Source organism: Streptomyces sp. NPDC050535 (assembly GCF_044457665.1).
Lineage (GTDB): Bacteria > Actinomycetota > Actinomycetes > Streptomycetales > Streptomycetaceae > Streptomyces.
In genome coordinates, this window is record NZ_JBITHE010000022.1 from 1 (window position 1) to 23,410 (window position 23,410).

Annotated in this window: 21 protein-coding genes; 13 read left to right on the forward strand and 8 right to left on the reverse strand. The window is 70.7% G+C overall.

Features of this window, described 5'->3' with window-relative positions; translation table 11 throughout:
• Positions 1 to 244: 244 nt before the first annotated feature.
• From ACIBLC_RS34025 to ACIBLC_RS34050, 6 genes are all read right to left on the reverse strand, one after another.
• The gene (locus ACIBLC_RS34025; protein WP_399215229.1) at positions 245 to 1,234 is read right to left on the reverse strand and encodes a zinc-dependent alcohol dehydrogenase family protein; all 990 of its coding nucleotides are present in this window, start codon (positions 1,232 to 1,234) and stop codon (positions 245 to 247) included.
• Positions 1,231 to 2,109, reverse strand: a complete 879-nt coding sequence (locus tag ACIBLC_RS34030) for a carbohydrate ABC transporter permease (RefSeq protein WP_399215230.1) — start codon at positions 2,107 to 2,109, stop codon at positions 1,231 to 1,233. Before ACIBLC_RS34030 ends, ACIBLC_RS34025 begins: the two co-directional genes overlap by 4 nt.
• Entirely contained in the window at positions 2,109 to 3,047 is a 939-nt protein-coding gene (locus ACIBLC_RS34035; RefSeq protein WP_399215231.1) for a carbohydrate ABC transporter permease, read from the reverse strand. Before ACIBLC_RS34035 ends, ACIBLC_RS34030 begins: the two co-directional genes overlap by 1 nt.
• A complete protein-coding gene (locus ACIBLC_RS34040; protein WP_399215232.1) occupies positions 3,044 to 4,414 on the reverse strand; it encodes an ABC transporter substrate-binding protein in 1,371 nt (456 codons plus the stop codon). The genes ACIBLC_RS34035 and ACIBLC_RS34040 overlap by 4 nt, the downstream gene beginning before the upstream one ends.
• 137 nt (positions 4,415 to 4,551) lie before the next feature.
• Positions 4,552 to 5,322: a DeoR/GlpR family DNA-binding transcription regulator gene (locus tag ACIBLC_RS34045; protein WP_399215233.1), complete on the reverse strand. Its 771-nt coding sequence runs from the start codon at positions 5,320 to 5,322 to the stop codon at positions 4,552 to 4,554.
• A 310-nt stretch (positions 5,323 to 5,632) separates the two neighbouring features.
• Complete coding sequence (locus ACIBLC_RS34050; RefSeq protein ID WP_399215235.1) at positions 5,633 to 6,442, reverse strand: NAD-dependent epimerase/dehydratase family protein; 810 nt, start codon at positions 6,440 to 6,442, stop codon at positions 5,633 to 5,635.
• A gap of 276 nt (positions 6,443 to 6,718) precedes the next feature.
• Here ACIBLC_RS34050 and ACIBLC_RS34055 point away from each other — a divergent pair, with 276 nt between their 5' ends.
• On the forward strand, positions 6,719 to 7,660 hold the full coding sequence (locus tag ACIBLC_RS34055) for a 5-dehydro-4-deoxyglucarate dehydratase (RefSeq protein ID WP_399215236.1): 942 nt from the start codon (positions 6,719 to 6,721) through the stop codon (positions 7,658 to 7,660).
• 31 nt (positions 7,661 to 7,691) lie between these two features.
• Entirely contained in the window at positions 7,692 to 8,858 is a 1,167-nt protein-coding gene (locus ACIBLC_RS34060) for a hypothetical protein (RefSeq protein WP_399215237.1), read from the forward strand.
• Here the strand turns inward: ACIBLC_RS34060 and ACIBLC_RS34065 are convergent.
• Both ACIBLC_RS34065 and ACIBLC_RS34070 read right to left on the reverse strand, forming a co-directional pair.
• Positions 8,834 to 10,030, reverse strand: coding sequence for an MFS transporter (locus tag ACIBLC_RS34065; RefSeq protein ID WP_399215238.1), 1,197 nt, complete (start codon positions 10,028 to 10,030; stop codon positions 8,834 to 8,836). The genes ACIBLC_RS34060 and ACIBLC_RS34065 overlap by 25 nt on opposite strands.
• Before the next feature lie 61 nt (positions 10,031 to 10,091).
• Complete coding sequence (locus ACIBLC_RS34070) at positions 10,092 to 11,060, reverse strand: NAD(P)-dependent alcohol dehydrogenase (RefSeq protein WP_399215239.1); 969 nt, start codon at positions 11,058 to 11,060, stop codon at positions 10,092 to 10,094.
• A 160-nt stretch (positions 11,061 to 11,220) separates the two neighbouring features.
• Between ACIBLC_RS34070 and ACIBLC_RS34075 the strand changes: the two genes are divergently transcribed.
• The 11 genes from ACIBLC_RS34075 to ACIBLC_RS34125 all read left to right on the forward strand — a co-directional run bounded on the left by ACIBLC_RS34075 (position 11,221) and on the right by ACIBLC_RS34125 (position 23,262).
• On the forward strand, positions 11,221 to 11,808 hold the full coding sequence (locus ACIBLC_RS34075; RefSeq protein ID WP_399215240.1) for a TIGR03086 family metal-binding protein: 588 nt from the start codon (positions 11,221 to 11,223) through the stop codon (positions 11,806 to 11,808).
• 170 nt (positions 11,809 to 11,978) lie between these two features.
• Positions 11,979 to 12,755, forward strand: coding sequence for a GntR family transcriptional regulator (locus ACIBLC_RS34080; RefSeq protein ID WP_399215241.1), 777 nt, complete (start codon positions 11,979 to 11,981; stop codon positions 12,753 to 12,755).
• Positions 12,752 to 13,666 (forward strand): dihydrodipicolinate synthase family protein, encoded by a 915-nt coding sequence (locus tag ACIBLC_RS34085; RefSeq protein ID WP_399215242.1) that lies wholly within the window; start codon positions 12,752 to 12,754, stop codon positions 13,664 to 13,666. The genes ACIBLC_RS34080 and ACIBLC_RS34085 overlap by 4 nt, the downstream gene beginning before the upstream one ends.
• Positions 13,663 to 15,384, forward strand: a complete 1,722-nt coding sequence (gene araD, locus ACIBLC_RS34090; protein WP_399215244.1) for an L-arabinonate dehydratase — start codon at positions 13,663 to 13,665, stop codon at positions 15,382 to 15,384. Before ACIBLC_RS34085 ends, araD begins: the two co-directional genes overlap by 4 nt.
• A gap of 100 nt (positions 15,385 to 15,484) precedes the next feature.
• Positions 15,485 to 16,423, forward strand: a complete 939-nt coding sequence (locus tag ACIBLC_RS34095) for a carbohydrate ABC transporter permease (RefSeq protein ID WP_399215245.1) — start codon at positions 15,485 to 15,487, stop codon at positions 16,421 to 16,423.
• A complete protein-coding gene (locus tag ACIBLC_RS34100) occupies positions 16,420 to 17,316 on the forward strand; it encodes a carbohydrate ABC transporter permease (protein WP_399215246.1) in 897 nt (298 codons plus the stop codon). Before ACIBLC_RS34095 ends, ACIBLC_RS34100 begins: the two co-directional genes overlap by 4 nt.
• Complete coding sequence (locus tag ACIBLC_RS34105) at positions 17,313 to 18,473, forward strand: Gfo/Idh/MocA family protein (protein WP_399215247.1); 1,161 nt, start codon at positions 17,313 to 17,315, stop codon at positions 18,471 to 18,473. Before ACIBLC_RS34100 ends, ACIBLC_RS34105 begins: the two co-directional genes overlap by 4 nt.
• The gene (locus ACIBLC_RS34110) at positions 18,470 to 19,324 is read left to right on the forward strand and encodes a PmoA family protein (RefSeq protein ID WP_399215248.1); all 855 of its coding nucleotides are present in this window, start codon (positions 18,470 to 18,472) and stop codon (positions 19,322 to 19,324) included. The genes ACIBLC_RS34105 and ACIBLC_RS34110 overlap by 4 nt, the downstream gene beginning before the upstream one ends.
• Positions 19,324 to 20,889 (forward strand): family 43 glycosylhydrolase, encoded by a 1,566-nt coding sequence (locus tag ACIBLC_RS34115; protein WP_399215249.1) that lies wholly within the window; start codon positions 19,324 to 19,326, stop codon positions 20,887 to 20,889. Before ACIBLC_RS34110 ends, ACIBLC_RS34115 begins: the two co-directional genes overlap by 1 nt.
• Before the next feature lie 106 nt (positions 20,890 to 20,995).
• Positions 20,996 to 22,348, forward strand: a complete 1,353-nt coding sequence (locus ACIBLC_RS34120; RefSeq protein WP_399215250.1) for an ABC transporter substrate-binding protein — start codon at positions 20,996 to 20,998, stop codon at positions 22,346 to 22,348.
• A 125-nt stretch (positions 22,349 to 22,473) separates the two neighbouring features.
• Positions 22,474 to 23,262 carry a rhamnogalacturonan acetylesterase gene (locus ACIBLC_RS34125; protein WP_399215251.1) on the forward strand — a complete coding sequence of 263 codons (789 nt, stop codon included), beginning with the start codon at positions 22,474 to 22,476 and terminating at the stop codon, positions 23,260 to 23,262.
• The last annotated feature ends 148 nt before the right edge of the window (positions 23,263 to 23,410 follow it).

Below are 23,410 nucleotides of genomic sequence, written 5' to 3' on the forward strand. Positions count from 1 at the left end.
CATGGGTCCACTGGGGGGCCCCCGGGGGGGGGCGGGGGGGCGGCCCCCCCCCCGGGGGGGGGGGGGGGGGGGGGGGGGGGGGGGGGGGGGGGGGGGGGGGGGGGCCGGGGTTTTCGCCCCCTCCGCCCCTTCCCGTCCCTTGTTCCTGGGGCTCCGCCCCAGACCCCGCTCCTCAGACGCCGGAGGGGCTGAAGGCACGCCGGAGGGCTGAGAAGCACTCCGGAGGCTGAGGATCCGCCGCCCGTTACGGCACCACCACGATCTTCCGGCCCACCCCCGACGCGAACTGCTCCAGTGCCTGGGGATAGCTCGTCAGGGGCAGGCGGTCGCTGATGAAGACGTCGGGGTCCAGGACACCGGTCGCGAAGAGTTCCGCCGCTCGTTCGAAGCTGTGCAGGACGGCCATCGAGCCGGTGATGGTGATCTCCTGGTTGTAGATGCGGTACGGGTCGATCGTGACCCGGGTCGCGTAGTCCGCCACTCCGAACTGGAGGAAGGTGCCCGCCTTGGCCACCCGTTCCAGGCCGTCCTGGATCGCCGCGGCGTTGCCGGTCGCGTCGATGACCAGGTCCCAGCCCTGTGGGCGGTCGAGTTCGTCGGCGTTCGTGGCCGAGGCGGAGACGCCCAGCTGCTGGGCCGTCACCAGGCGCCGCTCGTTGAGGTCGACGACGTCCACGCTCGCCGCACCGGTGCGCTTGGCCAGTTCGAGCATCATCAGGCCCATCGTTCCGGAGCCGTAGATGAGGACGTGGGCGCCGAGGCGGGAGTTGAGGACGTCGTAGCCGCGTACCGCGCAGGACAGGGGTTCGACGAGGGCCGCGTCCTGGGTGCGGACGTGCTCGGGGAGCTTCACGCAGTTGGCGACGGGAGCGACGGCGAACTGGGCGGCGCCGCCGGCCGTGGTGACGCCGATGGCGGCCCAGCGTTCGCAGAGGTTGTTGTGGCCCGTACGGCAGTACCGGCACTCGTAGCAGTAGAGGGAGGGGTCCACGGCCACGCGGTCGCCGACCGAGAGTTCGGTGACCTGGGTGCCGACCCCGACCACCGCGCCGGCGAACTCGTGCCCCGGCACGATGGGCAGCTTGGGGGCGAACTCGCCCTGGAGGATGTGCAGGTCGGTGCCGCAGAGGCCGCAGGCGGCGACCTCGACGACGACCTCGCGGGGGCCCGGCGTCGGGTCCGGGACCTCGGCCACCACGGCGCGGCCCACGGACTCGATGACTGCGGCCTTCATTTCACGGCTCCCAACGAGAGGCCCTGGACCAGCTTGTCCTGGGCAGCGAACCCCGCGGCGAGTACCGGCAGGGAGATGACGAGCGACGCGGCGCACACCTTCGCCAGGAACAGGCCCTGGCTGGTGATGAAGCCGGTCAGGAAGACGGGGGCCGTCTCGGCGACCACGCCGGTGAGGACCCTGGCGAAGAGGAGTTCGTTCCAGCTGAAGATGAAGCAGATCAGGGCCGTGGCGGCGATGCCGGGCAGCGCGATGGGGCCCACCACCCGGCCGAGGATCGTCGGCAGCCTCGCGCCGTCGATCTGGGCGGCCTCGATCACCGCCACCGGGACCTCGGCGAGGAAGGACTGCATCATCCACACCGCGATCGGCAGGTTCATGGAGGTGTAGAGGATGACCAGGAGCCAGATGTTGTCGAGCATTCCGGCGTTCTTGGCGAAGAGGTAGATCGGCAGGAGGCCCGCCACCACCGGGAGCATCTTCGTCGACAGGAAGAAGAACAGGACGTTCGTCCACTTCTTCACCGGGCGGATGGACAGCGCGTACGCCGCGGGGAAGGCCAGGAGCAGGACGCAGAGGGTGGAGACCAGCGACGCGACGGTCGAGTTGAGGAGCGCGGGCCAGGGGCTCGCGCCGCCGCCGGTGCCGAAGAACTCGCGGTAGCCGTCGAGGGTGAGGGCCGCCCCGAAGGACGGCGGGTTGGTCGCCGCGTCCGTCTCGGAGTGGAAGGACGTCAGCGCCATCCAGGCGATGGGGAGGAAGAAGACGATGCCTGCCAGCCAGGCGGCCAGGCCGAGGCCCGCTCCCCGGCCTCGGCGAGTGGGACGGGCGGGAACGGCAGGAGCGGTACGTGCGGGTGTCGCTGTGGTGGCCATCAGCGGGACCCCTCCTCGCGGAACAGGGACGAGACCACGCGCAGTGCGAAGGTCGCGATGATGATCGAGCCGATGACGACCAGGACGCCGGCCGCGGAGGCGAGGCCGTTCTCGTGGGCCTGGTAGAAGCTCTGGTAGACGGTGTAGGGGAGGTTCGCGGTGCCCAGGCCGCCCGAGGTGATCGTGAAGACCGCGTCGAAGTTCTGGACGATGTAGATCGAGCCGAGCAGGGCGCCGAGTTCGAGGTAGCGGCGCAGGTGGGGGAGTGTGAGGTAGCGGAAGACCTGCCAGCCGTTCGCGCCGTCCACCTTCGCGGCCTCGATCTGCTGGTGGTCGCGGCTCTGCAGCCCCGCGAGCAGGATCAGCATCATGAACGGGGTCCACTGCCAGACGAGGGACGCCTCGACGGCCAGCAGCGGTGTGTTGGAGATCCAGTCGGGTTCCGGGCCGCCCACATAGTGCAGCAAGCCGTTGAAGAGGCCGTACTCCGGGTTGTAGAGCACGTGTTTCCAGAGCAGGGCCGCGGCGACGGGGACCACCAGGAACGGTGCGATGAGGAGGGTGCGGACGATGCCCCGGCCGCGGAACTTCCGGTCCAGGAGCAGGGCGAGCAGCAGGCCGAGGACCAGGCTGACCAGGACCACGGTCACGGTCAGCAGGATCGTCGTCCAGACCGAGTGGCGCAGGTCGGCGTCGGTCAGTACGTCCGTGTAGTTGCCGAAGCCGGTGAACTCGCGGGCGTCCGGGTAGAGGGCGTTCCAGTCGAAGAAGGAGATCACCAGCGTGGCCACGAAGGGCAGCTGGGTCACCACGACCATGAAGATCAGGGCCGGCAGGAGAGGGGCGCGGGTGGCCCAGGCGCGCAACCGGTCGGAGGGCGGCCTTCGGGTGTCGGGTACCGAAGTGGTGGCCGGGGGTGCTGTCGTCGTGGCGGTCATCGTCCCTCGTACTCCTTCGAGATCTCTTCGGCGAGACTCTGGGACTTCTTCAGGGCCGACTCGACGGACTGGCGTCCGGCGATGGCCGCGCTGATCTCCTGGGAGACCCTGGTGCCGAGGTCGGTGAACTCGGGGATGCCGACGAACTGGATGCCGGGCGCGGGGCGCGGCTGGACTCCGGGGTCGGTGGGCTTGGCGCCCTCGATGGCGTCCTTCGTCATCTCCTGGAAGGCGCCGGCCTCCTTGAGGTAGTCGGCGTTCGTGTAGGTCGAGGCGCGCTTGCCGGCCGGGACGTTGGACCAGCCGATCTCGTCGCCGACCAGTTCCTCGTACTCCTTGCTGGACGCCCAGGAGACGAACTTCCAGGCCTTGTCCGGGTTCCGGGACGCGTCCTGGATGCCCCAGGCCCAGGTGTAGAGCCAGCCTGAGGAGTCGGTCTTCTCCACGGGGGCGGGTACGTAGCCGATCTTGTCCTTGACCGGAGAGTCGGCCGCCTCCAGCGAACCCGCGGCGGAGGTGGCGTCGTACCACATGGCCGTCTTGCCCTGGGTCAGGTTGTTGAGGCACTCGGCGAAGCCGGACTGGGCGGCGCCGGCCTCGCCGTGCTCGCGGACGAGGTCGACGTAGAACTTCGTGGCCGCCTCCCACTCGGGGGAGTCGAGCCGCGCGTTCCAGTCCTTGTCGAACCAGGTGCCGCCGAAGGTGTTCACGACGGTGGTGAGGGGGGCCATGATCTCGCCCCAGCCGGGCAGGCCGCGCAGGCAGATGCCCTTCATGCCGGACTCGGCGCCGTCGACCTCGGCGGCCAGCTCGCCCACCTGCTGCCAGGTGGGGTGCGCGGGCATCGTGAGGCCCTTCTCCGCGAAGACGTCCTTGCGGTACATCAGGAAGGACGACTCGCCGTAGAACGGCTGCCCGTAGAGCTTGCCGTCCTCTGCCGTGAGGGACTGCCGCATCGGCTTGAGGATGTCCTCCTCGTCGTACGCGGAGTCGCCGCGCACGTAGGAGTCCATCTCGTGCAGCCAGCCGTTCTTGGCGTAGATCGGTATCTCGTAGTTGCTGAGGGTGGCGACGTCGTACTGGCCCGCCTGGTTGGCGAAGTCCTGGCTGATCTTGTCGCGGACGTCGTTCTCCGGCAGCACGGTGAAGTTCACCTTGATGCCGGTCTCCTTGGTGAAGTGGGCGGCGGTGAGCTTCTGCAACTCGACCATCTGCGGGTTGTTGACCATCAGTACGTTGATGGAGTTCCCGCCGGAGCCCGCCCCGCCCGCTCCGGTCCAGCAGCCGGAGAGCAGCGGGGTGAGCAGCGTCCCTGCGGCGGCCGCGGCGAGCAGTGCGCGCGGCCTCCGTCGGCTCGGGGTTCGCATGGATCACTCCTGGACATAGACATAAGGGGAGATAAGGGATGTGGAGCGGTGTGCGTGTGCCCTGGGTGGGTGAGTTGGGTTCTCGGACTCGGGTGGGTTGGGTTCTCGGACTCGAGTGAGTCGGGTGAGTCGGGTTTTCAGACGCGGATGACCTGCGGGCCCTGCAGTGAGTACCGGTGTGCCTCGGAGGCCGGCAGCAGCGTGCTGGTGACGATCGCCTCCAGGGAGCTGATGTCGGCGAACCGGCAGAAACTGACCGCGCCGAACTTGGTGTGCACGCCCGCGAAGACCGTGCGCCGGGAGGCCCGGATCGCCTGGGCCTTGACCTCGCTGACCGCCGGGTCGGGGGTGGTGAGGCCGTGTTCGCGGGAGATGCCGTTGGCGCCGATGAACGCCAGGTCGATGACGAAGCCGGCGAGCATCTTCGTCGTCCAGTGGTCCACGGTCGCCAGCGTGCCGGGGCGGACCCGGCCGCCGAGCAGCAGGACGCTCGTGTTGTCGGCCTCGGCGAGCGCGCCCGCGGTGGCCAGGGAGGCGGTGACCACGGTGAGCTGGCGGTCCCTGGGCAGCGCCTCCGCGATGAGCTGCGGAGTGAAGCCCTCGTCGACGAAGACCGTCTCGGCGTCTCCGAGCAGCTCGGCCGCCGCGGCCGCGATCCGGCGCTTCTCGGGCACCTGGCTCGTGGTGCGGAAGGCGAGCGTGGTCTCGAACCCGGCGCTCTCCACGGGATAGGCGCCGCCGTGGGTGCGGCGTACCAGGCCGTGGTCCTCCAGGGTGCGCAGATCGCGCCGTACGGTCTCCTTCGCGACGCCCAGTTCGGCGGCGAGCGCGGTCACGTCGACCGAGCCCGTACGGCGGGCGGCCCGGACGATCTCGCGCTGACGCTCCTCCGCCGTCATGGCTGCCATGGCCGTCACCCGCTCCCTTGCCCGGTGTGCGAGACCGCTCCGGGTGAACGCGACGCCGCGCACTGCCCGTTCGGGCCCGGTGGGTTCTTGTAGGGAAGTTCTACAGCGGGTATCGGCCACTGACCAGGCTTGTTGCATGCCCGATGGTGCCCGGCTGGGCCCGTTTCACGTCACGGGTGCCCGCGGCGGACCAGGGGCGGAGCGGCTGGGGAGGTGGGATCGGGCAGGGGCTGTGCCCGAACACGGGAGCGGGCGGGCCCGTTCGGTGCCCGCCCGCCCTCGGACGTTTCGCCTTGGTGCCGCCGTGGCCTCAGTACGGCCAGATCGGCGGGTGCGTGGTGAAGTGGCCGCCGAGGTGGGCGTGGTCCGGGTTGTCCGGGTCGAGCTCGCCCTGTTCGGCGATGATCTTCTCCGCGTACGGCTCGGAGTCGTCCCGCGGTTCGTAGCCGAGCGCCCGGGCGGTCGAGAGGTCCCACCACAGGCGGGTGTTGGCGGAGGAGCCGTAGACGACCGTGTGCCGTACGTCCTCGGCGGTCAGGGCCGCGTGGAAGAGGCGGGCGCCGTCCTCGGGGCTCATCCAGACGGAGAGCATGCGCACACTCGACGGCTCCGCGAAGCACGAGCCGATGCGGACCGAGACCGTCTCCTGGCCGTGCTTGTCCCAGTAGAACTGGGCCAGGTCCTCGCCGAAGGACTTCGACAGGCCGTAGAAGGTGTCCGGGCGGCGCGGGGTGTCGATGGGGATGAGGGGGTCGTCGCCCCGCGGGCGCGGGGTGTACCCCACCGCGTGGTTGGAGGAGGCGAAGACGATGCGCCGTACGCCCTCCTCGCGGGCCGCCTCGTACAGGTTGTACGTTCCCTCGATATTGGCCTTGAGGATCTTGTCGAAGGAGGCTTCCAGGGAGATGCCCGCGAGGTGGATGATCGCGTCGACGCCCCGTACCGCCTCGCGCAGTGCCGCCCGGTCGGCGAGGTCCGCGGTGATCGCGTCCGGCTCGCCCTCGACGGGGAGCAGGTCGAGGAGGCGCAGCTCGTAGCCGTACTTCGGGAGCAGGCCCCGCATCAGGGTGCCGAGGCCGCCGGCGGCGCCGGTGAGCAGAACGGTTCGGGGAGCGGGCATCCTCGGGTCTCCTTGAATCGGCACCGTAGGTCATGCGCATGTATGTACGAGATTCACATCCATGGACACGCTAGGGATTGTCGACGGTTCACGTCAAGTCTCGCGCGGAGGGGGGAAATCCGCCTCCGTGAAGCGAGTGTGCGCGCTTGACCGGCCCCAAGGTCGCGGCTTAGCGTGGATCCGTTCAGAAATATGGACATGGATCAGAAACGTGCACCGAAAGACGGTCACTGAGATACGTGCGCTGATGAAGAGTGCACCGCATAGGGAGAGTCCGTGACGTCAGCCCCCCTTGCCGCTCGGCTCAGCATCCCCAGCGGGCCGCTGTTCTTCCCCGTCACCGCGTACGGCCCTGACGGCGCCGTCGATCTCGACGTCTACCGGGAGCATGTGCGGCGCGGCGTCGAGGCCGGGGCCGCCGCCGTCTTCGCCTGCTGCGGCACCGGGGAGTTCCACGCGCTCACCCCCGAGGAGTTCGAGGCGTGCGTCGGCGCGGCGGTCGAGGCGGCGGACGGGCGCGTGCCGGTCGTCGCGGGCGCCGGGTACGGCACCGCGCTCGCCGTGCGGTTCGCCCGGCTCGCCGAGACGGCCGGGGCCGACGGACTGCTCGCCATGCCGCCGTATCTCGTCGTGGCCGGGCAGGAGGGGTTGCTGCGGCACTACCGCGAGCTCGCGACGTCGACCTCGCTGCCGGTGATCGTCTATCAGCGCGACAACGCCGTGTTCACACCGGAGACCGTGGTCGAACTGGCCCGCAGCGAGGGGATCATCGGGTTCAAGGACGGGCTCGGGGACCTGGACCTGGTGCAGCGGATCGTGAGCGCGGTGCGCAGTGAGGTCCCGGGTGAGTTCCTCTACTTCAACGGGCTGCCGACGGCCGAGCTGACCGGGCTCGCGTACCGCGGGGTGGGCATCACGTTGTACTCCTCCGCCGTGTTCTGCTTCGCTCCCGAGGTCGCCCTGGCCTTCCACAAGGCGCTCAACACCGGGGACGACGAGGTCGTGAACCGGCTGCTCGACGGTTTCTACCGGCCGTTCGTCGACCTGCGGGCGCAGGGGCGCGGGTACGCCGTCTCGCTGGTCAAGGCGGGAGTACGGCTGCGCGGGCTGGACGTGGGCGAGGTGCGGCCGCCGTTGCACGAGCCTGCCGCGGACCATGTGAAGCGGCTCGCGGAGCTGATCGAGCGCGGCTACGCGCTGATCGAGGAGGGCGCGTGACCGTGCCGCAGCGGATCCCCCGGGAGGGCAAGTGAGATCGTCCGCGTTCGTCTATCCCTGGGACGTCGTCGGAGACCCGGAGGCCGCCGGCCGGATCGCCCATCTCGGCGTACGGCAGGCGACACTCGCCTCCGCGTACCACTCCACCCGCGCGCTGACGCCACGCCACCCCCGGCACCGGATCGTCACCGCCTCGCACGCCGCGGTGCTCTACCCCGTGGGCGAGCGGTGGGAGGGGCGGACGCCGCGGCCGTACGCGGCGGGGGACTGGGCGCCGGGTGACGCGTACGGGGAGGCCGCCGACGCGCTCGCCGGGGCCGGACTCGACGTGCACACCTGGGTGGTGCTCGCGCACAACTCCCGTATGGGGGAGGAGTTTCCGGAGACCTCCGTGGTCAACGCCTACGGGGACCGCTATCCGTGGGCCCCCTGTATCGCCCAGCCCGGCACGCGCGCCTACCTGGTCGACCTGGCCGTCGAGGCGGCGGTGCGGCCCGGGGCCGGCGGTACCGAACTGGAGTCACTCGGCTGGTACGGGCTCGCACACCTGCACGGCCACGACAAGACGGCGGGGGTGGGGCTCGGGGAGGCTGGGCAGTACCTGATGTCGTTGTGCTTCTGCCCCTCGTGCCGGACCGGCTTCGGGCAACAGGGTCTGGATCCGGACGAGTTGGCGGCCTCGGTCCGGCGGGCCCTGGAGCCCGTGTGGCGGGGCGAGACTCCCGGCGGGGGCTGGGAGGCCGTGGAGAAACTGCTCGGCGGCGAGCCCGCGGCGGCCACGCGCGCCTGGCGGGACTCCGTCGCCCGTTCCCTCCAGGCGGAGACCGTCGCCGCGGTGGGCTCGGCCGCCCCCGAGGGGTTCCGGATCCTGCTGCACGCGGACCCGGTCTCCTACCACTGCGGCGCGAACGCCGGCGTGGACCCCGGGCACATCCTGTCCGTCGCCGACGGTGTCGTCGTCCCGTGCGCGGGCGGGCCCGGACTGCTGACTCCCTTTGCCGAGAGGGGTGTTGAGGGAAGCGTGCTCGCGGCGAACTTCACCGTGGTGAGCGGTATGGGGGGCCGTCCGGCGGAGCTCGGCGAGGACGTGGCGGGGGCCGTCGGGCGGGGAGCCACCGAGGTACGGCTGTATCACGCGGGGCTGGCGTCCGACGAGGACCTGTCGCTGGTGACTCAGGCGCTCGCGCGGCTCGGCTGAGACCGCAGCAGGGGCACGACCGTCACCAGTCGCACAAGGCCGAGTACCGCCAACAGCACCTGGTGGTCGATGAGTTCGACCAGGCCCGCGCCCACCGCGAGGCCGGCCGCGTTCGGGGCGAACATCAGGGTGTTGGCGGTGGCTGTCGCCGTGCCCAGCAGTGCGCCCGGGGTCTCGCGCTGGACGGCGGTGAGCGCGGCGATCAGCACACAGGGGAGGCCGGCACCGATCACCGCGGCCGAGGCGAGGGCCACCGCGTCGTACGGGAGGGCGCGCGCCGTGACGGCCAGGGCGGTGAGGGCGATGCCGTATCCCGCGAAACGGCGCTCGCCCAGACGGCGCAGGAGAGGGCCCGCGGCCACCCCGGTCACCACCGAGCCGGTGCCCTGCACGGCGTACAGGAGACCGACGTACGCGGGTGAGTGGCCGAGGCCCTCGGCGACCGCGTAGACCGTCGCGCCGTTGACGCCCGCGAAGAGCATGGTCGTGCCGCCGGCCAGCACGAGCGGGCGCAGCCGGGGGTGCGCCCAGAGGCGGCGGGTGCCCTCGGCGGTCCGCGCGCGCCAGTCCGAGGCGGCCTTGGGCGGCGGTGCCTCATGCGTCCGCAGCAGCGCGTACACACCCGCGGCCAGCGCGAACGTCACGGCGTCCAGGAGCGCCACCCGCGCCCCGCCGTACACGGCGTACAGGCCCGCGCCGGCGAGCGGAGCCAGCAATTTCATCCCCTCGTTGGCCGTCATGCGCAGGCCGTTGAAGTCGCCGAGGAGCGACCTGTCGACGGCCGAGACGATCAGCGCCGACTCCGCCGCGTCATGGACGACGCCCGCGGCGCCGTACACCAGGAGCACCGTGAAGAGGATCCACAGGCGGTCCGGCGCGTCCACGGCGAACAGGACCGGCAGCAGCGCGGCGAGCAGCAGGTTCGTGCCGATGAGGAGCGGCCGCCGGCGGGTGCGGTCCGCGAGGGTGCCCAGGGCGGGGCCGACGAGGGTCGGCGCCCAGAGCGCGAAGACGCAGAGCGCGGCCAGGCCGTCCGAGCCGGTCAGGTCCTTGACCCAGACGCCGGACACCAGCCACAGCGCCGACGAGCCGAAGCCGGAGACCACGACCGCACTCAGACACAGACCCGCGTTCCGGTCCCGTAGGACGCGTGTGACCACCCATGTCGCCATGCCGTCATCGTGCGGCTAAGGACCTGGTCCGGGGATCGGGCAGATGCCCTGTACATCCTCGTCAGACGGTGAGGACGAGCTTCCCCCGCGGGTGGCCCTTCTCCAGGTGCCGGACCGCGTCGGCTGCCTCGGCGAGCGGGTAGGTGCGGTCGATGGCCGGGGTGATCTTCCCCTCCTCGGCAAGGTTCTTGAGGGTCAGGAGGTCCTCGTGGCGGGGGAGGGAGACGAGGTTGCGGAGGTTCTGGCCGACGAAGGGCGAGAGCAGGGACGCCCGGAGTTCGCGGCTCATCCCGCCGAAGAAGGCGCTCCCGCCCTCTCCGCCGACCATGACCAGGGTGCCGCGCGGTGCCAGGACCCGGCGCAGCAGGGGCAACGGTCGCTGCCCCGCGCAGTCCACGATGACGTCGTACCGGTGCGGGCCTGCGGTGATGTCCTCATGGGTGTGGTCGAGGACGTGGGTGGCGCCCAGGGACCGTACGAAATCCGTGCCGGTTGGACCGCAGACGCCGGTCACCACGGCGCCGTACATCGCGGCAAGTTGGACGGCGAAGGACCCGACGCCGCCGGAGGCGCCGATGACGAGCACCTGGTCGCCCGGCGCCGGGCGGGACCTGCCGCTCAGGGCCTGGAGGGCGGTCATGCCGGAGACGGGGAGGGCGGCGGCCTGTTCGAAGGTGAGGCCGGGAGGCTTGAGGACGAGCCGCTTGGCCTTGGCACGCGCGAACTCGGCGAACGAGCCGTCGCAGTTGCCGAACACCTCGTCGCCCGGCTTGAACGCGGTCACCTTCGCGCCGACCGTCTCGACCCGGCCCGCGCCGTCCCAGCCCCGGACGGGATTCCTGGGCCTGCGCACCCCGAAGGCGGCGCGGGCGACCAGCGGCCTGCCCGTCATGAGGTGCCAGACGCTCGGGTCGACCCCCGCGGCGCGCACCTCGACCAGCACCTCGTCGTCCCGGGGCGCGGGCCGGTCGATGTCACGCAGTTCCAGCAGGTCGGCGCTGCCGTAGGCATCCTGGACGATGGCTTTCACGGGGGTTCCCCTTCTCGCGGGCTGTGGCATCGAGCATCCCGGCGGCTCGAACGCCTGACCAGCCTCCGGAGGGCCGTCCTCAGGGCGCGGGCGATGAGTTTTCGTACGTTCGCCGGTCTACCCAGCAGTGGAGACACGTACGAACTCTGAGGAGAAGCGGATGACCGACGGGATGCTCGACCTCGGGCCCCAGACCCGGATCCTCGCGCGGTTGGGGGCGGGAGTGACCGACGGGCAGCTGACGGCCGCGACCCCCTGTCCGGACCTGGCCGTGCACAACATGCTGGGCCACCTGATCGGGCTCGCCACCGCCTTCCGGGACGCCGCGCGCAAGGATCTCGGGCCCACCACGGACACCAGCCCGGAGGCCGCCGTGCCGGACATCGAGCCCGGCTGGCGCGAGGCGCTGCCCAAGGTGATGGACGAGCTGGCGGAAGCCTGGCGCGACCCGGCCGCCTGGACCGGTGACACCCGGGCGGGCGGGGTGTCGCTGCCCGGCGCGGTCGCGGGCGCCGTCGCCGTCGACGAACTGGTCGTACACGGCTGGGACCTGGCCCGTGCCACCGGCCAGCTGTACGAACCCGACCCCGCCGCCCTGCGGATGGCGCACGAGTTCCTGCTCGCCGCGGCCGCGGATCCGGGCCGGGGCGGAGGCATCTTCGGGCCCGTGGTGCCGGTTCCCGACGACGCGCCGCTGCTCGACCGGACGATCGGGCTCAGCGGGCGTGATCCCGGCTGGAAGCCGTAGCGCTCCGACACCCAAGAAGGCGGTGTGACAGGCCGATTGGCCCGTCACACCGCCTTCTTTTGTGAGAAGCGTTGACGAAACAAAGGCGCGCCCCTACTTTCAACGCGTCGTACTTCGTACGTCATATATGAGACGCGATATGTGAGATCCGAGAGATCCGAGAGGCGCGCATGACCTCTGTGCCCACGCCGATTCCGTCCCGCACGCAGTTCGTGCTGGAAGGCATCAAACACCGCATCCTCACCGGGCAGTTGACCCCGGGACAGGCCCTTGTCGAGACCGAGCTCGCCGCGCAGTTCGGGGTGTCCAAGACGCCCGTGCGCGAGGCGCTCAAGACCCTGGCCGGTACCGGGCTCGTCGTGATGAACCAGTACAAGGGCGTCACGGTGCGCATGGTGGACGCGGACATGGCGCGCGAGGTGTACGACGTACGGCTGCTGCTCGAACCGGAGGCGCTGCGCCGGGCCGTCCGCCGGAAGGCCTCGCTGGAGGCCGCGCGCGACGCCCTGACCCGTGCCGACGAGGCCTCCGACACCGCCGAACGCTCCCTGGCCAACCGGGAGTTCCACCGCGCCCTGTACGTGCCCTGCGGCAATCCGCTGCTCGGCCGGATGCTCGACGAGGTGCGGGACCAGGCCGCGCTGGTCTCCGCCGTGGCCTGGGCCGCCGATCCCTCCTGGGAACGCGAGGCCGGCGAGCACCGGGAGATCCTGCGGCTCGCCCTCGACGGAGACGCCGACGGCGCGGCGGCGGCGCTGCACGGCCACATCGCGTCGTTCGTACGACGGGCCTTTCCCCAGTTCCAAGAAGGGGACTTCCCGCAGGGCCGGGACGGGAATCTCCCGCAGGGCCGGGACGAGAACCTGCCGCGGGGCCGGGTCGGAAACCTCCCCCAGGGCCAGGACGCCGCCTTCTCCCAGGGCCCGAGCGAGGACGGACAGGCATGACAGCGTCAGCGACGTACGAGACCCAGCGGGCGGCGCTCGCCGAGGTCGTGGCGATCCCCGTGACTCCGTTCGCGCAGGACGGGACCATCGACCGCGACACCCACCGGGCCCTGCTGCGCCGACTGCTCGACGGAGGGATCACGACCCTCACGCCCAACGGCAATACCGGCGAGTTCTACGCCCTCACACCCCAGGAGCGGCAGCTCGTCACGGAGTTGACCATCGAGGAGTCGGGGGACCGGGCGGTCGTCCTGGCCGGAGTCGGGCACGACGTGCCGACCGCCGTGGCCACCGCACGGCACGCACGTGACCTCGGGGCGCAGATGGTGATGGTCCATCAGCCCATCCACCCGTATGTGTCGGAGAGCGGCTGGGTCGACTACCACCGGGCGATCGCGGAGTCCGTGCCCGAACTGGGAGTCGTGCCCTACATCCGCAATCCGCTGCTCCCCGGCGAGCGGCTCGCCGAGCTCGCCGACGACTGCCCGAACGTCATCGGCGTGAAGTACGCCGTGCCGGACGCCGCCCGCTTCGCCGCCTTCGCCAGGGACGCGGGACTCGAACGGTTCGTGTGGGTCGCGGGTCTCGCCGAGCCGTACGCGCCCTCGTACTTCTCCGCGGGCGCCACCGGCTTCACCTCGGGGCTCGTGAACGTCGCCCCGTCCGTTTCGCTGAACATGATCGAAGCGCTTCGATCGGGCGACTACCCGGCCGCCATGAAGGTCTGGGAGCAGATCCGCCGCTTCGAGGAACTGCGCGCGGCCAACGCCTCCGCCGACAACGTGACCGTGGTCAAGGAAGCCCTGGCCTCCCTGGGCCTGTGCCGCCGCGACGTGCGCGCGCCGAGCAGCCCGCTGCCCGAGGACGCGCGCGCCGAAGTCGCCGAGATCGCCGCGGGGTGGTCCATATGAAGCGCCCCGAGGAGCTCAGAAGCCACCAGTGGTACGGCACCGAGGGGCTCCGCTCGTTCAGCCACCGGGCCCGGACCCGCCAGCTCGGCTATCTGCCCGAGGAGCACCTGGGCAAGCCGGTCATCGCGATCCTCAACACCTGGTCCGACATCAACCCCTGCCATGTGCACCTGCGGGACCGTGCGCAGGCCGTCAAGCGCGGGGTGTGGCAGGCCGGCGGCTTCCCGCTCGAGTTCCCGGTCTCCACGCTCAGCGAGACCTTCCAGAAACCGACCCCGATGCTCTACCGCAACCTGCTCGCGATGGAGACCGAGGAACTGCTGCGGTCCTACCCCGTCGACGGGGCCGTGCTGATGGGCGGCTGCGACAAGTCCACGCCCGCGCTCCTGATGGGGGCCGCCTCCGTCGACCTGCCGGCGGTCTTCGTGCCCGCCGGGCCCATGCTGCCGGGACACTGGCGCAACGAGGTCCTCGGCTCCGGCACCGACATGTGGAAGTACTGGGACGACAAGCGGGCCGGTCTCATCGGGGACTGCGAGATGACCGAACTGGAGAGCGGGCTCGCCAGGTCGCCGGGGCACTGCATGACGATGGGGACGGCGTCCACGCTGACCGCCGCGGCGGAGGCGCTGGGGGTGACGGTGCCGGGCGCGTCCAGTATTCCCGCCGTCGACTCCGGGCACGACCGGATGGCCGCCGCCTCGGGCCTGCGGATCGTCGAACTCGTCCGCGAGGACCGGAAGTTGTCCGAGCTCCTCACCCCGGAGGCCTTCGAGGACGCCGTGACGACCGTCCTCGGGCTCGGCGGTTCGACCAACGCCGTGATCCATCTGATCGCCATGGCCGGCCGCGCGGGTGTCACGCTCACGCTCGACGACTTCGACCGGATCGCGCGGACCGTTCCGGTACTGGCCAACGTCCGCCCCGGCGGCGGCCCTTACCTGATGGAGGACTTCCACTTCGCGGGCGGCCTCCCCGGGTTCCTGTCGCGGATCACCGACCTGCTGCACCTGGACCGGCCGACGGTGTCCCACGACAGCATGCGCGAGCAGCTCTCAACCGCCCTGGTCCACAACGACGATGTCATCCGGACCAGGGAGAACCCCGTCGCCGACGAGGGCGGAGTGGCGGTACTGCGCGGCAACCTCTGCCCCGACGGCGCCGTCATCAAGCACATCGCCGCCGAGCCGCGCCTGCTCAAGCACACCGGCCCCGCCGTCGTCTTCGACGACTACCGGACCATGCAACGCACCATCAACGAACCGGAGCTGGGCATCACGGCGGACAGCGTGCTGGTGCTCCGCAACGCCGGACCCAAGGGCGGTCCCGGCATGCCCGAGTACGGGATGCTGCCCATCCCCGACCACCTCCTCAAGCAGGGCGTACGGGACATGGTGCGGATCTCCGACGCCCGGATGAGCGGCACGAGTTACGGCACCTGTGTGCTGCACGTGGCACCCGAGTCGTACGTAGGCGGACCGCTCGCCCTGGTGCGGACCGGCGACACGATCACCCTCGACGTCGGGGCGCGGTCGCTCCGGCTCAACGTGGACGACGCGGAGCTTGTGCGACGCGGGGCGGAGTGGACGCCGCCCCCCGAGCGGTACGAGCGCGGCTACGGAGCGCTCTACAACGATCAGATCACCCAGGCGGACACCGGCTGCGACTTCGCGTTTCTGGCCCGGCCGGGCAAGGTGCAGGACCCGTACGCAGGCTGAGGGCAACCTGAACCCCACCTTCCTCGGTCGATATGTCGAACGACGTACGTGAAGCGCTTCACCGCGAGGCCGCTTCCATGCACAGGAACGGAGAACAGTCATGGCCCAAGCCGCAGCCGTGGCGAAACAGCCACCGGCGCCACCCCGGCGGCGCCGTGGCTCAGCGACGCCCCGCAGGCTCCCGTACCTGCTGATCGCACCGGCGGCCCTGCTGATGCTGGGCTTCATCGCCTACCCGGTCATCAGCGTCTTCTACTACAGCCTGCAGAACTACAACCCCACCAAGCCGTGGCGCAACGGCTACGCGGGCCTCGACAACTTCGTGCACGCCTTCACCGACGACCCGCAGTTCTGGGACACGCTCACCTTCAGCGCCAAGTGGGTCGTCGTCGAGGTCGGGCTGCAACTCCTCTTCGGCCTCGCCCTCGCGCTGATCGTCAACCAGACCTTCGTGGGCCGCGCCATCGGCCGCGCACTGGTGTTCTCGCCGTGGGCCGTGTCCGGTGTACTGACCTCCGCGATCTGGGTACTGCTCTACAACTCCCAGACGGGCATCACCCGTTACCTCGCCGACGCCGGCATCGGCACCTACGGCACGAGCTGGCTGTCGGACACCTCTACCGTCTTCCCGGCCGCGGTCGTCGCCGATCTGTGGCGCGGAGTCCCCTTCTTCGCGATCCTGATCCTCGCCGACCTCCAGTCCGTCTCCAAGGACTTGTACGAGGCCGCCGAGGTCGACGGCGCCGGCCGGTTCCGGCAGTTCCTGCACATCACGCTGCCGCACCTCAAGGACGCCATCGTGCTGTCCACGCTGCTGCGCGCGGTGTGGGAGTTCAACAACGTCGACCTGCTCTACACCCTGACCGGCGGCGGGCCGGCGGGCGAGACGACCACCCTGCCGCTCTACATCGCCAACACCAGCGTCGACGCGCACAACTTCGGCTACGCGTCCGCCCTGACCACCGTCGCGTTCGTGATCCTGCTGTTCTGCTCGATCGTCTACCTGCGGCTGAGCAAGTTCGGAGGCGGAGACAAGTGATCACCAAGGAGGCCGTCGAGGTCGCGCCCGTCGCCACGCCCCTGACCGCCGAGCCGCAGCGCCCGCGGAAGCACCGCCGGGCCTGGGACGAGGTCCCGCGCTGGCAGATCTACCTCCCGCTCGGCATCTACCTGCTCTTCACCCTCATCCCCTTCTACTGGATCCTCCTCTTCGCCCTCCGCCCGCCCGGCTCGACCTCGCTCCTGCCGTGGCCCATGACCTTCGAGCACTTCGACAAGGTGTGGACCGAGCGCAGCTTCGGGACCTACTTCCAGAACAGCGTCCTCGTCGGCCTCGCCACGCTCGTGATGACCACGGTCGTCGCGCTCGCCGGCGGATACGCCCTGGCCCGCTTCGACTTCAGGATCAAGCGCGCGTTCATGCTGGCGCTGCTCTGCTCCCAGTTCGTGCCGGGCGCGCTGCTTCTCGTGCCCCTCTTCCAGATCTTCGCCGAGCTCCAGATGCTCAACTCGCTCGGCAGCGTCATCATCGCCGAGACGGTCTTCCAGCTCCCGCTGTCGATGATCCTGATCAGCGGCTTCATCAGGAACGTGCCGTACTCCCTGGAGGAGGCCGCCTGGGTCGACGGCTGCAACCGCTTCAGCGCCTTCCGGGTCGTCGTACTGCCTCTGCTGCGGCCCGGGTTGATCGCGGTCGGCTCCTTCGCCTTCGTGCACTCCTGGAACCACTTCCTGTTCGCCCTGATGTTCCTCAGCAACCAGGACAAGCAGACCCTCCCCGTCGGTCTCAACACCCTGATGAGCTCCGACAGCGTCGACCTGGGCGCCCTCGCGGCGGGCGGCATCATCGCCGCCGTACCGGTCGTCATCGTCTTCGCGTTCATCCAGAAGTGGCTGATCACGGGCTTCAGCGCGGGGGCGGTGAAGGGATGAGCACGCTCGACAGGGCGCTTCCGCTGCCGGTCGTGCTGGCCGGGGCCCGCGGTCACGGCCACTGGCATCTGGAGAACATCCGCCGGCTCCAGGACAAGGGGATCGTGCGGCTGGCGGGGATCTGCGAGCTGACCCCGCTGACCCAGGAGGAGCTGGGCCTGGACGAACTCCCGCAGCAGTCAGCCGACTTCGGGGCTCTCCTCGACTCCACCGGCGCCGCGATCGCGGTGATCTGCACGCCCATTCCCACCCACACCGACCTGGCGCTGACGGCCGCCGCGAGGGGCGTACACCTGCTCCTCGAGAAGCCGCCCGCGCCGTCGTACGCGGAGTTCCGCAGGATGGCCGACGGGGTCGCCGCGGCCGGGGTCGTCTGCCAGATCGGCTTCCAGTCTCTCGGATCGCACGCCGTGCCCGCGATCCGGGAGCTGATCGCCGAGGGCACCCTCGGCCCGGTCCTCGGGATCGGCGCGGCCGGGGCCTGGGCGCGGGACGAGGCGTACTACCGCCGGGCGCCGTGGGCGGGCAGGCGGCGCCTGAACGGCGCCGAGGTGATCGACGGGGTGCTGACCAACCCGCTCGCGCACGCCGTCGCCACCGCGCTCGCGCTGAACGGCGCCACCCGCGCCGAGGAGGTCGAGCGGATCGAGACCGAGCTGCTGCGGGCCAACGACATCGAGTCCGACGACACCTCGTGCGTGCGCGTCACCACCGCGACGGGCCGGATCACCGTCGCCGCCACCCTCTGCGCCGAGCGGCCCGGCGAGCCGTACGTCCTGGTGCACGGCGGCAGCGGGCGGATCACCTTCTGGTACAAGCAGGACCGCGTGCTGGTGCAGCGGTCCGGGCGCGGCCCGCAGGAGATCGAGTACGGCAGGACGGACCTGCTGGAGAACCTCGTCGAGCATTTGACGGACGGGGCCGAGCTGCTGGTACCGCCCGACTCGACGGGCGCGTTCATGAGGGTCGTCGAGGCGATCCGCCTGGCGCCGGACCCGGCCGCGCTCCCCAGGGACGCCTGGGACCCGGTCCCCGGTGAGAACCGCCGGGTCGTCCACGGCATCGACGCGCTCGTGACCGCCGCCGCCGAGAACCTCGCCCTCTACTCCGAACTGGGCGCCTCCTGGGCGCTCCCGAACGAGGTGAGCACGCGTTGAACACGTCGAACAGCAACGACTCGCTGGTCCTGCGCATAGGGGAGCGCCCGGTCGGCCGCTACGTCACCCGGCCCGAGCTCTCGCCCCGCCTCTCGCCGCGCCCGTATCTGCACCCCGTCACCACCCTGGCCGGCACGGCTGTCACCGAGCTCAGCCCCGCCGACCACCTCCATCACCTCGGCGTCGGTGTGGCCGTTCCCGACGTCGAGGGGCACAACTTCTGGGGCGGGCGCACCTATGTACGTGAGCAGGGGCCGACCGAGCTCGACAACCACGGCGCCCAGCGGCACACGAGCTTCCAGTTGCGGGACCCCGACGGTTTCGTGGCGGAGCTGCGCTGGGTGGCGGCGGGCGGCGAGCTGCTGCGCGAACGGCGTACGGTCGCGGCCACCGAACTCACCGACACCGCTTGGGCGTTGGACTTCACCTTCTCGCTGACGAACACGACTTCCGGCGCGCTGTCCTTCGGCAGCCCCGCCACGAACGGGCGGCCCGGCGCGGCCTACGGGGGCTTCTTCTGGCGTGCCCGCAAGGAGGCCGAGGCCCCGCTCGTCTTCACCGCCGGTGCCGAGGGCGAGGACGCGGTCCACGGCAGCCGCGCCGACTGGCTCGCGCTCGCGGGCGCCACCTGGACCCTCGTCTTCGCCGGGGCCACCGAACAGACCCGTCGCGACCCGTGGTTCGTGCGCACCGCCGAGTACCCGGGCGTCGGCTCCTCCCTCGCGCACGGCGAACGGCTGCCGGTCGCGCCGGGCGGGACGGTCGTACGGCGGGTCGTCACCGTCGTCGCCGACGGCCGCCTCGGACGGGCCGAGGCCGCCGCGCTCGTACGGAAAGCGGTGAGCCCGTGATGGCGCTGGCCTCCTCCGACCTGGGCGACGGAACCTACCGCAACCCCGTCCTCGACGCCGACTGGTCCGATCCCGACCTGCTGCGGGTCGGCGACGACTTCTACCTCACCGCCTCCAGCTTCGGCCGCGTCCCGGGCCTGCCGCTGCTGCACTCCCGTGACCTGGTCAACTGGACGCTCGTCGGACACGCCCTGCAACGCCTTGAACCCGCGCGGGAGTTCAGGAGGCCGAGGCACGACTGCGGGGTGTGGGCGCCGTCCCTGCGGCACCACGAGGACCGCTTCTGGATCTTCTGGGGCGATCCCGACCAGGGCGTCTTCCAGGTCAACGCCCCCGAGATCCGGGGCCCTTGGACCCGGCCGCATCTCGTCAAGCCGGGCAGGGGACTCATCGACGCCTGCCCGCTGTGGGACGCGGAGACCGGCGAGGCGTACCTCGTGCACGCCTGGGCCAGGTCCCGGTCCGGGATCAAGAACCGGCTCACCGGCCACCGTATGCGGCCCGACGGCACGGGACTGCTCGACGACGGCAAGGTGATCGTCGACGCCGACCGGCTGCCCGGCTGGTTCACCCTCGAAGGGCCCAAGCTCTACCGGCACGACGGCTGGTTCTGGATCTTCGCCCCCGCCGGGGGAGTGGAGACCGGCTGGCAGGGCGCCTTCCGCTCGCGCGACTTCTTCGGGCCGTACGAGGAGCGGGTCGTCCTCGAACAGGGCTCCACCGAGGTCAACGGCCCCCACCAGGGCGGCTGGGTGCGCACCCGGCACGGCGAGGACTGGTTCGCGCACTTCCAGCAGCGCGGCCCGTACGGCAGGGTCGTCCACCTCCAGCCGATGCGCTGGGGCACGGACGGCTGGCCCGTACTGGGCGACGAGGGCACCCCCGTCGCCGTACACAGGAAGCCGGAACTGCCCGCCCAGCCGCCGTCCGCGCCCGCCGTGGACGACGACTTCCCCGGCGGCCGGTTCGGACGTCAGTGGCAGTGGACCGCCAACCCGCAGGACGGCTGGGCCACCCAGCACTCCGGGGACGGACTGCGGCTCACCTGCGTACGGTCGGCCGACGCGCACGATCTGCGAAAGCTGCCGAACGTGCTCACCCAGCGGCTGCCCGGGATCGCCGCCACCGTCGAGGTCGAACTCTCGCTCGGCGGCGAGGGCGTGGGAGCGGGCGCCGGACTCGCCGTGCTCGGGGACGCGTTCAGCTGGATCGGACTCGAGCGGCAGGAGGGCGGATCGGTACTGCTCGTGCACCGGTTCGCGGAGTCCGTGGCCACGGGGGCATCTCCCACGCCTACAGGGCAGTGGGGGAGCGAACGGGACGCGGCCCGTCCGGTCGAGGCGCCCGAAGGACGGGCGCGGCTCTGGATCGAGATCGGCGCGGGTGCCCGCTGCCGTTTCTCCTACGACGTCGGCGGCGGCCGGCAGCCCTCGGGCCAGGTCTTCGCCGCCACCCCCTGGCGCTGGGTCGGCGCCCTGCTCGGGCTCTTCGCGCTCGCACCCGCCGGCAGTGGCCCCGCCGGCGCGGCCACGTTCACGCGGTTCCGGATCTCCGCCCGCACCTGAAGTCACCTCACTCGTAAGCCTGTTGGGAGCCGCAATGACGCACCTCCGTAGCAAGCGCTTGCCAGATCACGCAACCCCGTTGGATCCAGAAGAAGAGAGCCGATCAATGAAGATCACTACGCGAAGTGGCAGCCGAGGCGCGCGACGTGCGGCCGCGGCCGTCGCGGTGGGCGCCGTGCTCGCGCTGACCGCCACCGCCTGCGGTGACGACGGCAGCGGTGCCGGCGGCGACAAGGGCGACGAGGGCTCGGGCAAGGGCGAGATCACCTTCTGGGACAACAACACGGCCGTCCGCCGTGACATCTGGATGGAGATCATCAAGGACTTCGAGAAGAAGTACCCCGACATCAAGGTCAACTACGTCGGGGTGCCCGCCGAGAGCGTCCAGTCCAAGTACGACACCTCCATCCAGGGCGGCGGCCTGCCGGACGTCGGCGGGGTCGGCGCGGCGATGCTCGCCGGGATCGCCGCGCAGAACGCCCTCGACCCGCTCGACGCGCGCCTGGCGAAGAGCTCGCTCGACGGCAAGCTGAACGAGGGCATGGTCGAGTCGGTGACCGCCGCGGGCGGCCAGGAGAAGCTGTTCACGATCCCCACCTCGGCCAGCAACGGCGTGCTGTACTACCGCACCGACCTGTTCGAGGCGGCGGGCCTGGACGCGCCCACCACCTGGAGCAAGTTCTACGAGGCCGCGGACAAGCTGACCGACCGCGACAAGAACGAGTTCGGCTACACCATTCGCGGCGGCGCGGGCTCCATCGCCCAGGCCCTGGACGCGATGTACGGCCAGACCGGGATCACCGAGTTCTGGAGCGGCGACAAGACCACGGTCAACGACCCTAAGAACGTTGCCGCGTTGGAGAAGTACGCCGCGCTCTACAAGAAGGACACCCCCGAGGCGGACGTCAACAACGACTTCACCAAGATGGTCGCGCAGTGGGACAGCGGCACGATCGGCATGCTGAACCACAACCTGGGCTCTTACCAGGACCATGTGAAGGCGCTGGGCACGGACAAGTTCCGGGGGCTGGCGAACCCGACCACGGACGACGGCACGCGCGTCCAGGTCTCCAACCCCGTCGACGGACTCGCCCTGTTCAAGTCCAGCAAGAACAAGACGGCGGCCTGGAAGTTCATCGAGTTCGCCGCCTCGCACGAGTCCAACAGCAAGTGGAACGAGTCGGCGGGCGCGATTCCCGCCAACACCGAGGCCGCGCAGGATCCGTGGATCGGCGAGGCCGAGCCGACGAAGCTCGCGGCCGAGGCGCTGAGCAGTGGCAGCACCAAGATTGTGCAGCTGCCGTACTACCTGCCGGACTGGAACACCATCTCCAAGGCCGACAACGAGCCGAACTTCCAGAAGGTGCTGCTCGGGAAGATGTCGGCGAAGGAGTTCCTGGACACGGTGGCCGAGCAGCTCAACACGGCGCAGGCCGAGTGGAAGCAGCAGCAGGGCTGAACTTCGTAAGGCCGTGGGTCGGTCCGTGGTCCGAACGGTTGTCTTCCGGCCGCGGACCGGCTGTGGCTGGTCGCGCATTTCCCCGCGCCCCTTGAATCGCACCCCCTGTTGAAAGGCACAGCGTCGTGTCCCTCAGCCGCAGACAAATCACCACCGCAGCCCTTGCCGCCGTTCCCCTCACCGTCGCCCCGGAATCCCCCGCGTCGGCACGCCCGAACCGTCGCACCCTCTACATCGCCGGTGACTCCACCGCCGCCCAGAAATACGCCGACGCCGCCCCCGAGACGGGCTGGGGCATGGCCCTCCCCTTCTTCCTCCGTGAGGGCATCGTGGTCGCCAACCACGCGGTGAACGGGCGGAGTTCGAAGAGCTTTGTCGACGAGGGCCGCCTCGACGCGATCCTCGGAGTCATCAGGCCCGGCGACCTCCTGCTCGTCCAGTTCGGGCACAACGACGAGAAGAGCGCCGACCCCGTCCGGTACACCGAGCCCTGGACGACGTACCAGGACCACCTCCGTCTCTACCTGGACGGCGCGCGGGCCCGGGGCGCCCGCCCGGTCCTGGCCACCTCCGTGGAGCGCAGGAAGTTCGACGCGGACGGCAACGCCGTGCCGACCCACGGCGACTACCCGGCGTCGATGCGCGCCCTCGCCGCGGACGAGCGGGTCGCGCTGCTCGACATCCAGGCCCTGTCGCTCGCCCTGTGGCAGCGGCTCGGCGTCGAGGAGACGAAGAGGTACTTCAACTGGACCGCGACCGAGCAGGACAACACGCACTTCAACCCGCCCGGCGCGATCGCCGTGGCCCGGCTCGTCGCGGCAGGGCTGCTGCGCCGGAGGGTGCTCGCGCCCCGGGACGTACGCCGTCTCGGCGAGGTGATCCCCGAGTCGTGGATCACCTGGCCCACCGCCTGACCCCGCCACGCACCGCTACTCGAGCCTGACCCCGCCACCCACCGTCCGAACGCGCTACCCGACGCCGAACGCGCTACCCGACGCCGGACCCGCTACCCGACGCAGGAACCCGCCTCCCGACCCGCTGGAAAGAGAGCCGCACCATGAG

Bases quoted from the DNA above. Each gene is read 5' to 3' on its own strand.
- ACIBLC_RS34025 (WP_399215229.1), bottom strand. From the start codon at position 1,234: ATGAAGGCCGCAGTCATCGAGTCCGTGGGCCGCGCCGTGGTGGCCGAG.
- ACIBLC_RS34030 (WP_399215230.1), bottom strand. From the start codon at position 2,109: ATGGCCACCACAGCGACACCCGCACGTACCGCTCCTGCCGTTCCCGCC.
- ACIBLC_RS34035 (WP_399215231.1), bottom strand. From the start codon at position 3,047: ATGACCGCCACGACGACAGCACCCCCGGCCACCACTTCGGTACCCGAC.
- ACIBLC_RS34040 (WP_399215232.1), bottom strand. From the start codon at position 4,414: ATGCGAACCCCGAGCCGACGGAGGCCGCGCGCACTGCTCGCCGCGGCC.
- ACIBLC_RS34045 (WP_399215233.1), bottom strand. From the start codon at position 5,322: ATGGCAGCCATGACGGCGGAGGAGCGTCAGCGCGAGATCGTCCGGGCC.
- ACIBLC_RS34050 (WP_399215235.1), bottom strand. From the start codon at position 6,442: ATGCCCGCTCCCCGAACCGTTCTGCTCACCGGCGCCGCCGGCGGCCTC.
- ACIBLC_RS34065 (WP_399215238.1), bottom strand. From the start codon at position 10,030: ATGGCGACATGGGTGGTCACACGCGTCCTACGGGACCGGAACGCGGGT.
- ACIBLC_RS34075 (WP_399215240.1), top strand. From the start codon at position 11,221: ATGACCGACGGGATGCTCGACCTCGGGCCCCAGACCCGGATCCTCGCG.
- ACIBLC_RS34080 (WP_399215241.1), top strand. From the start codon at position 11,979: ATGACCTCTGTGCCCACGCCGATTCCGTCCCGCACGCAGTTCGTGCTG.
- ACIBLC_RS34085 (WP_399215242.1), top strand. From the start codon at position 12,752: ATGACAGCGTCAGCGACGTACGAGACCCAGCGGGCGGCGCTCGCCGAG.
- araD (WP_399215244.1), top strand. From the start codon at position 13,663: ATGAAGCGCCCCGAGGAGCTCAGAAGCCACCAGTGGTACGGCACCGAG.
- ACIBLC_RS34095 (WP_399215245.1), top strand. From the start codon at position 15,485: ATGGCCCAAGCCGCAGCCGTGGCGAAACAGCCACCGGCGCCACCCCGG.
- ACIBLC_RS34105 (WP_399215247.1), top strand. From the start codon at position 17,313: ATGAGCACGCTCGACAGGGCGCTTCCGCTGCCGGTCGTGCTGGCCGGG.
- ACIBLC_RS34115 (WP_399215249.1), top strand. From the start codon at position 19,324: ATGGCGCTGGCCTCCTCCGACCTGGGCGACGGAACCTACCGCAACCCC.
- ACIBLC_RS34120 (WP_399215250.1), top strand. From the start codon at position 20,996: ATGAAGATCACTACGCGAAGTGGCAGCCGAGGCGCGCGACGTGCGGCC.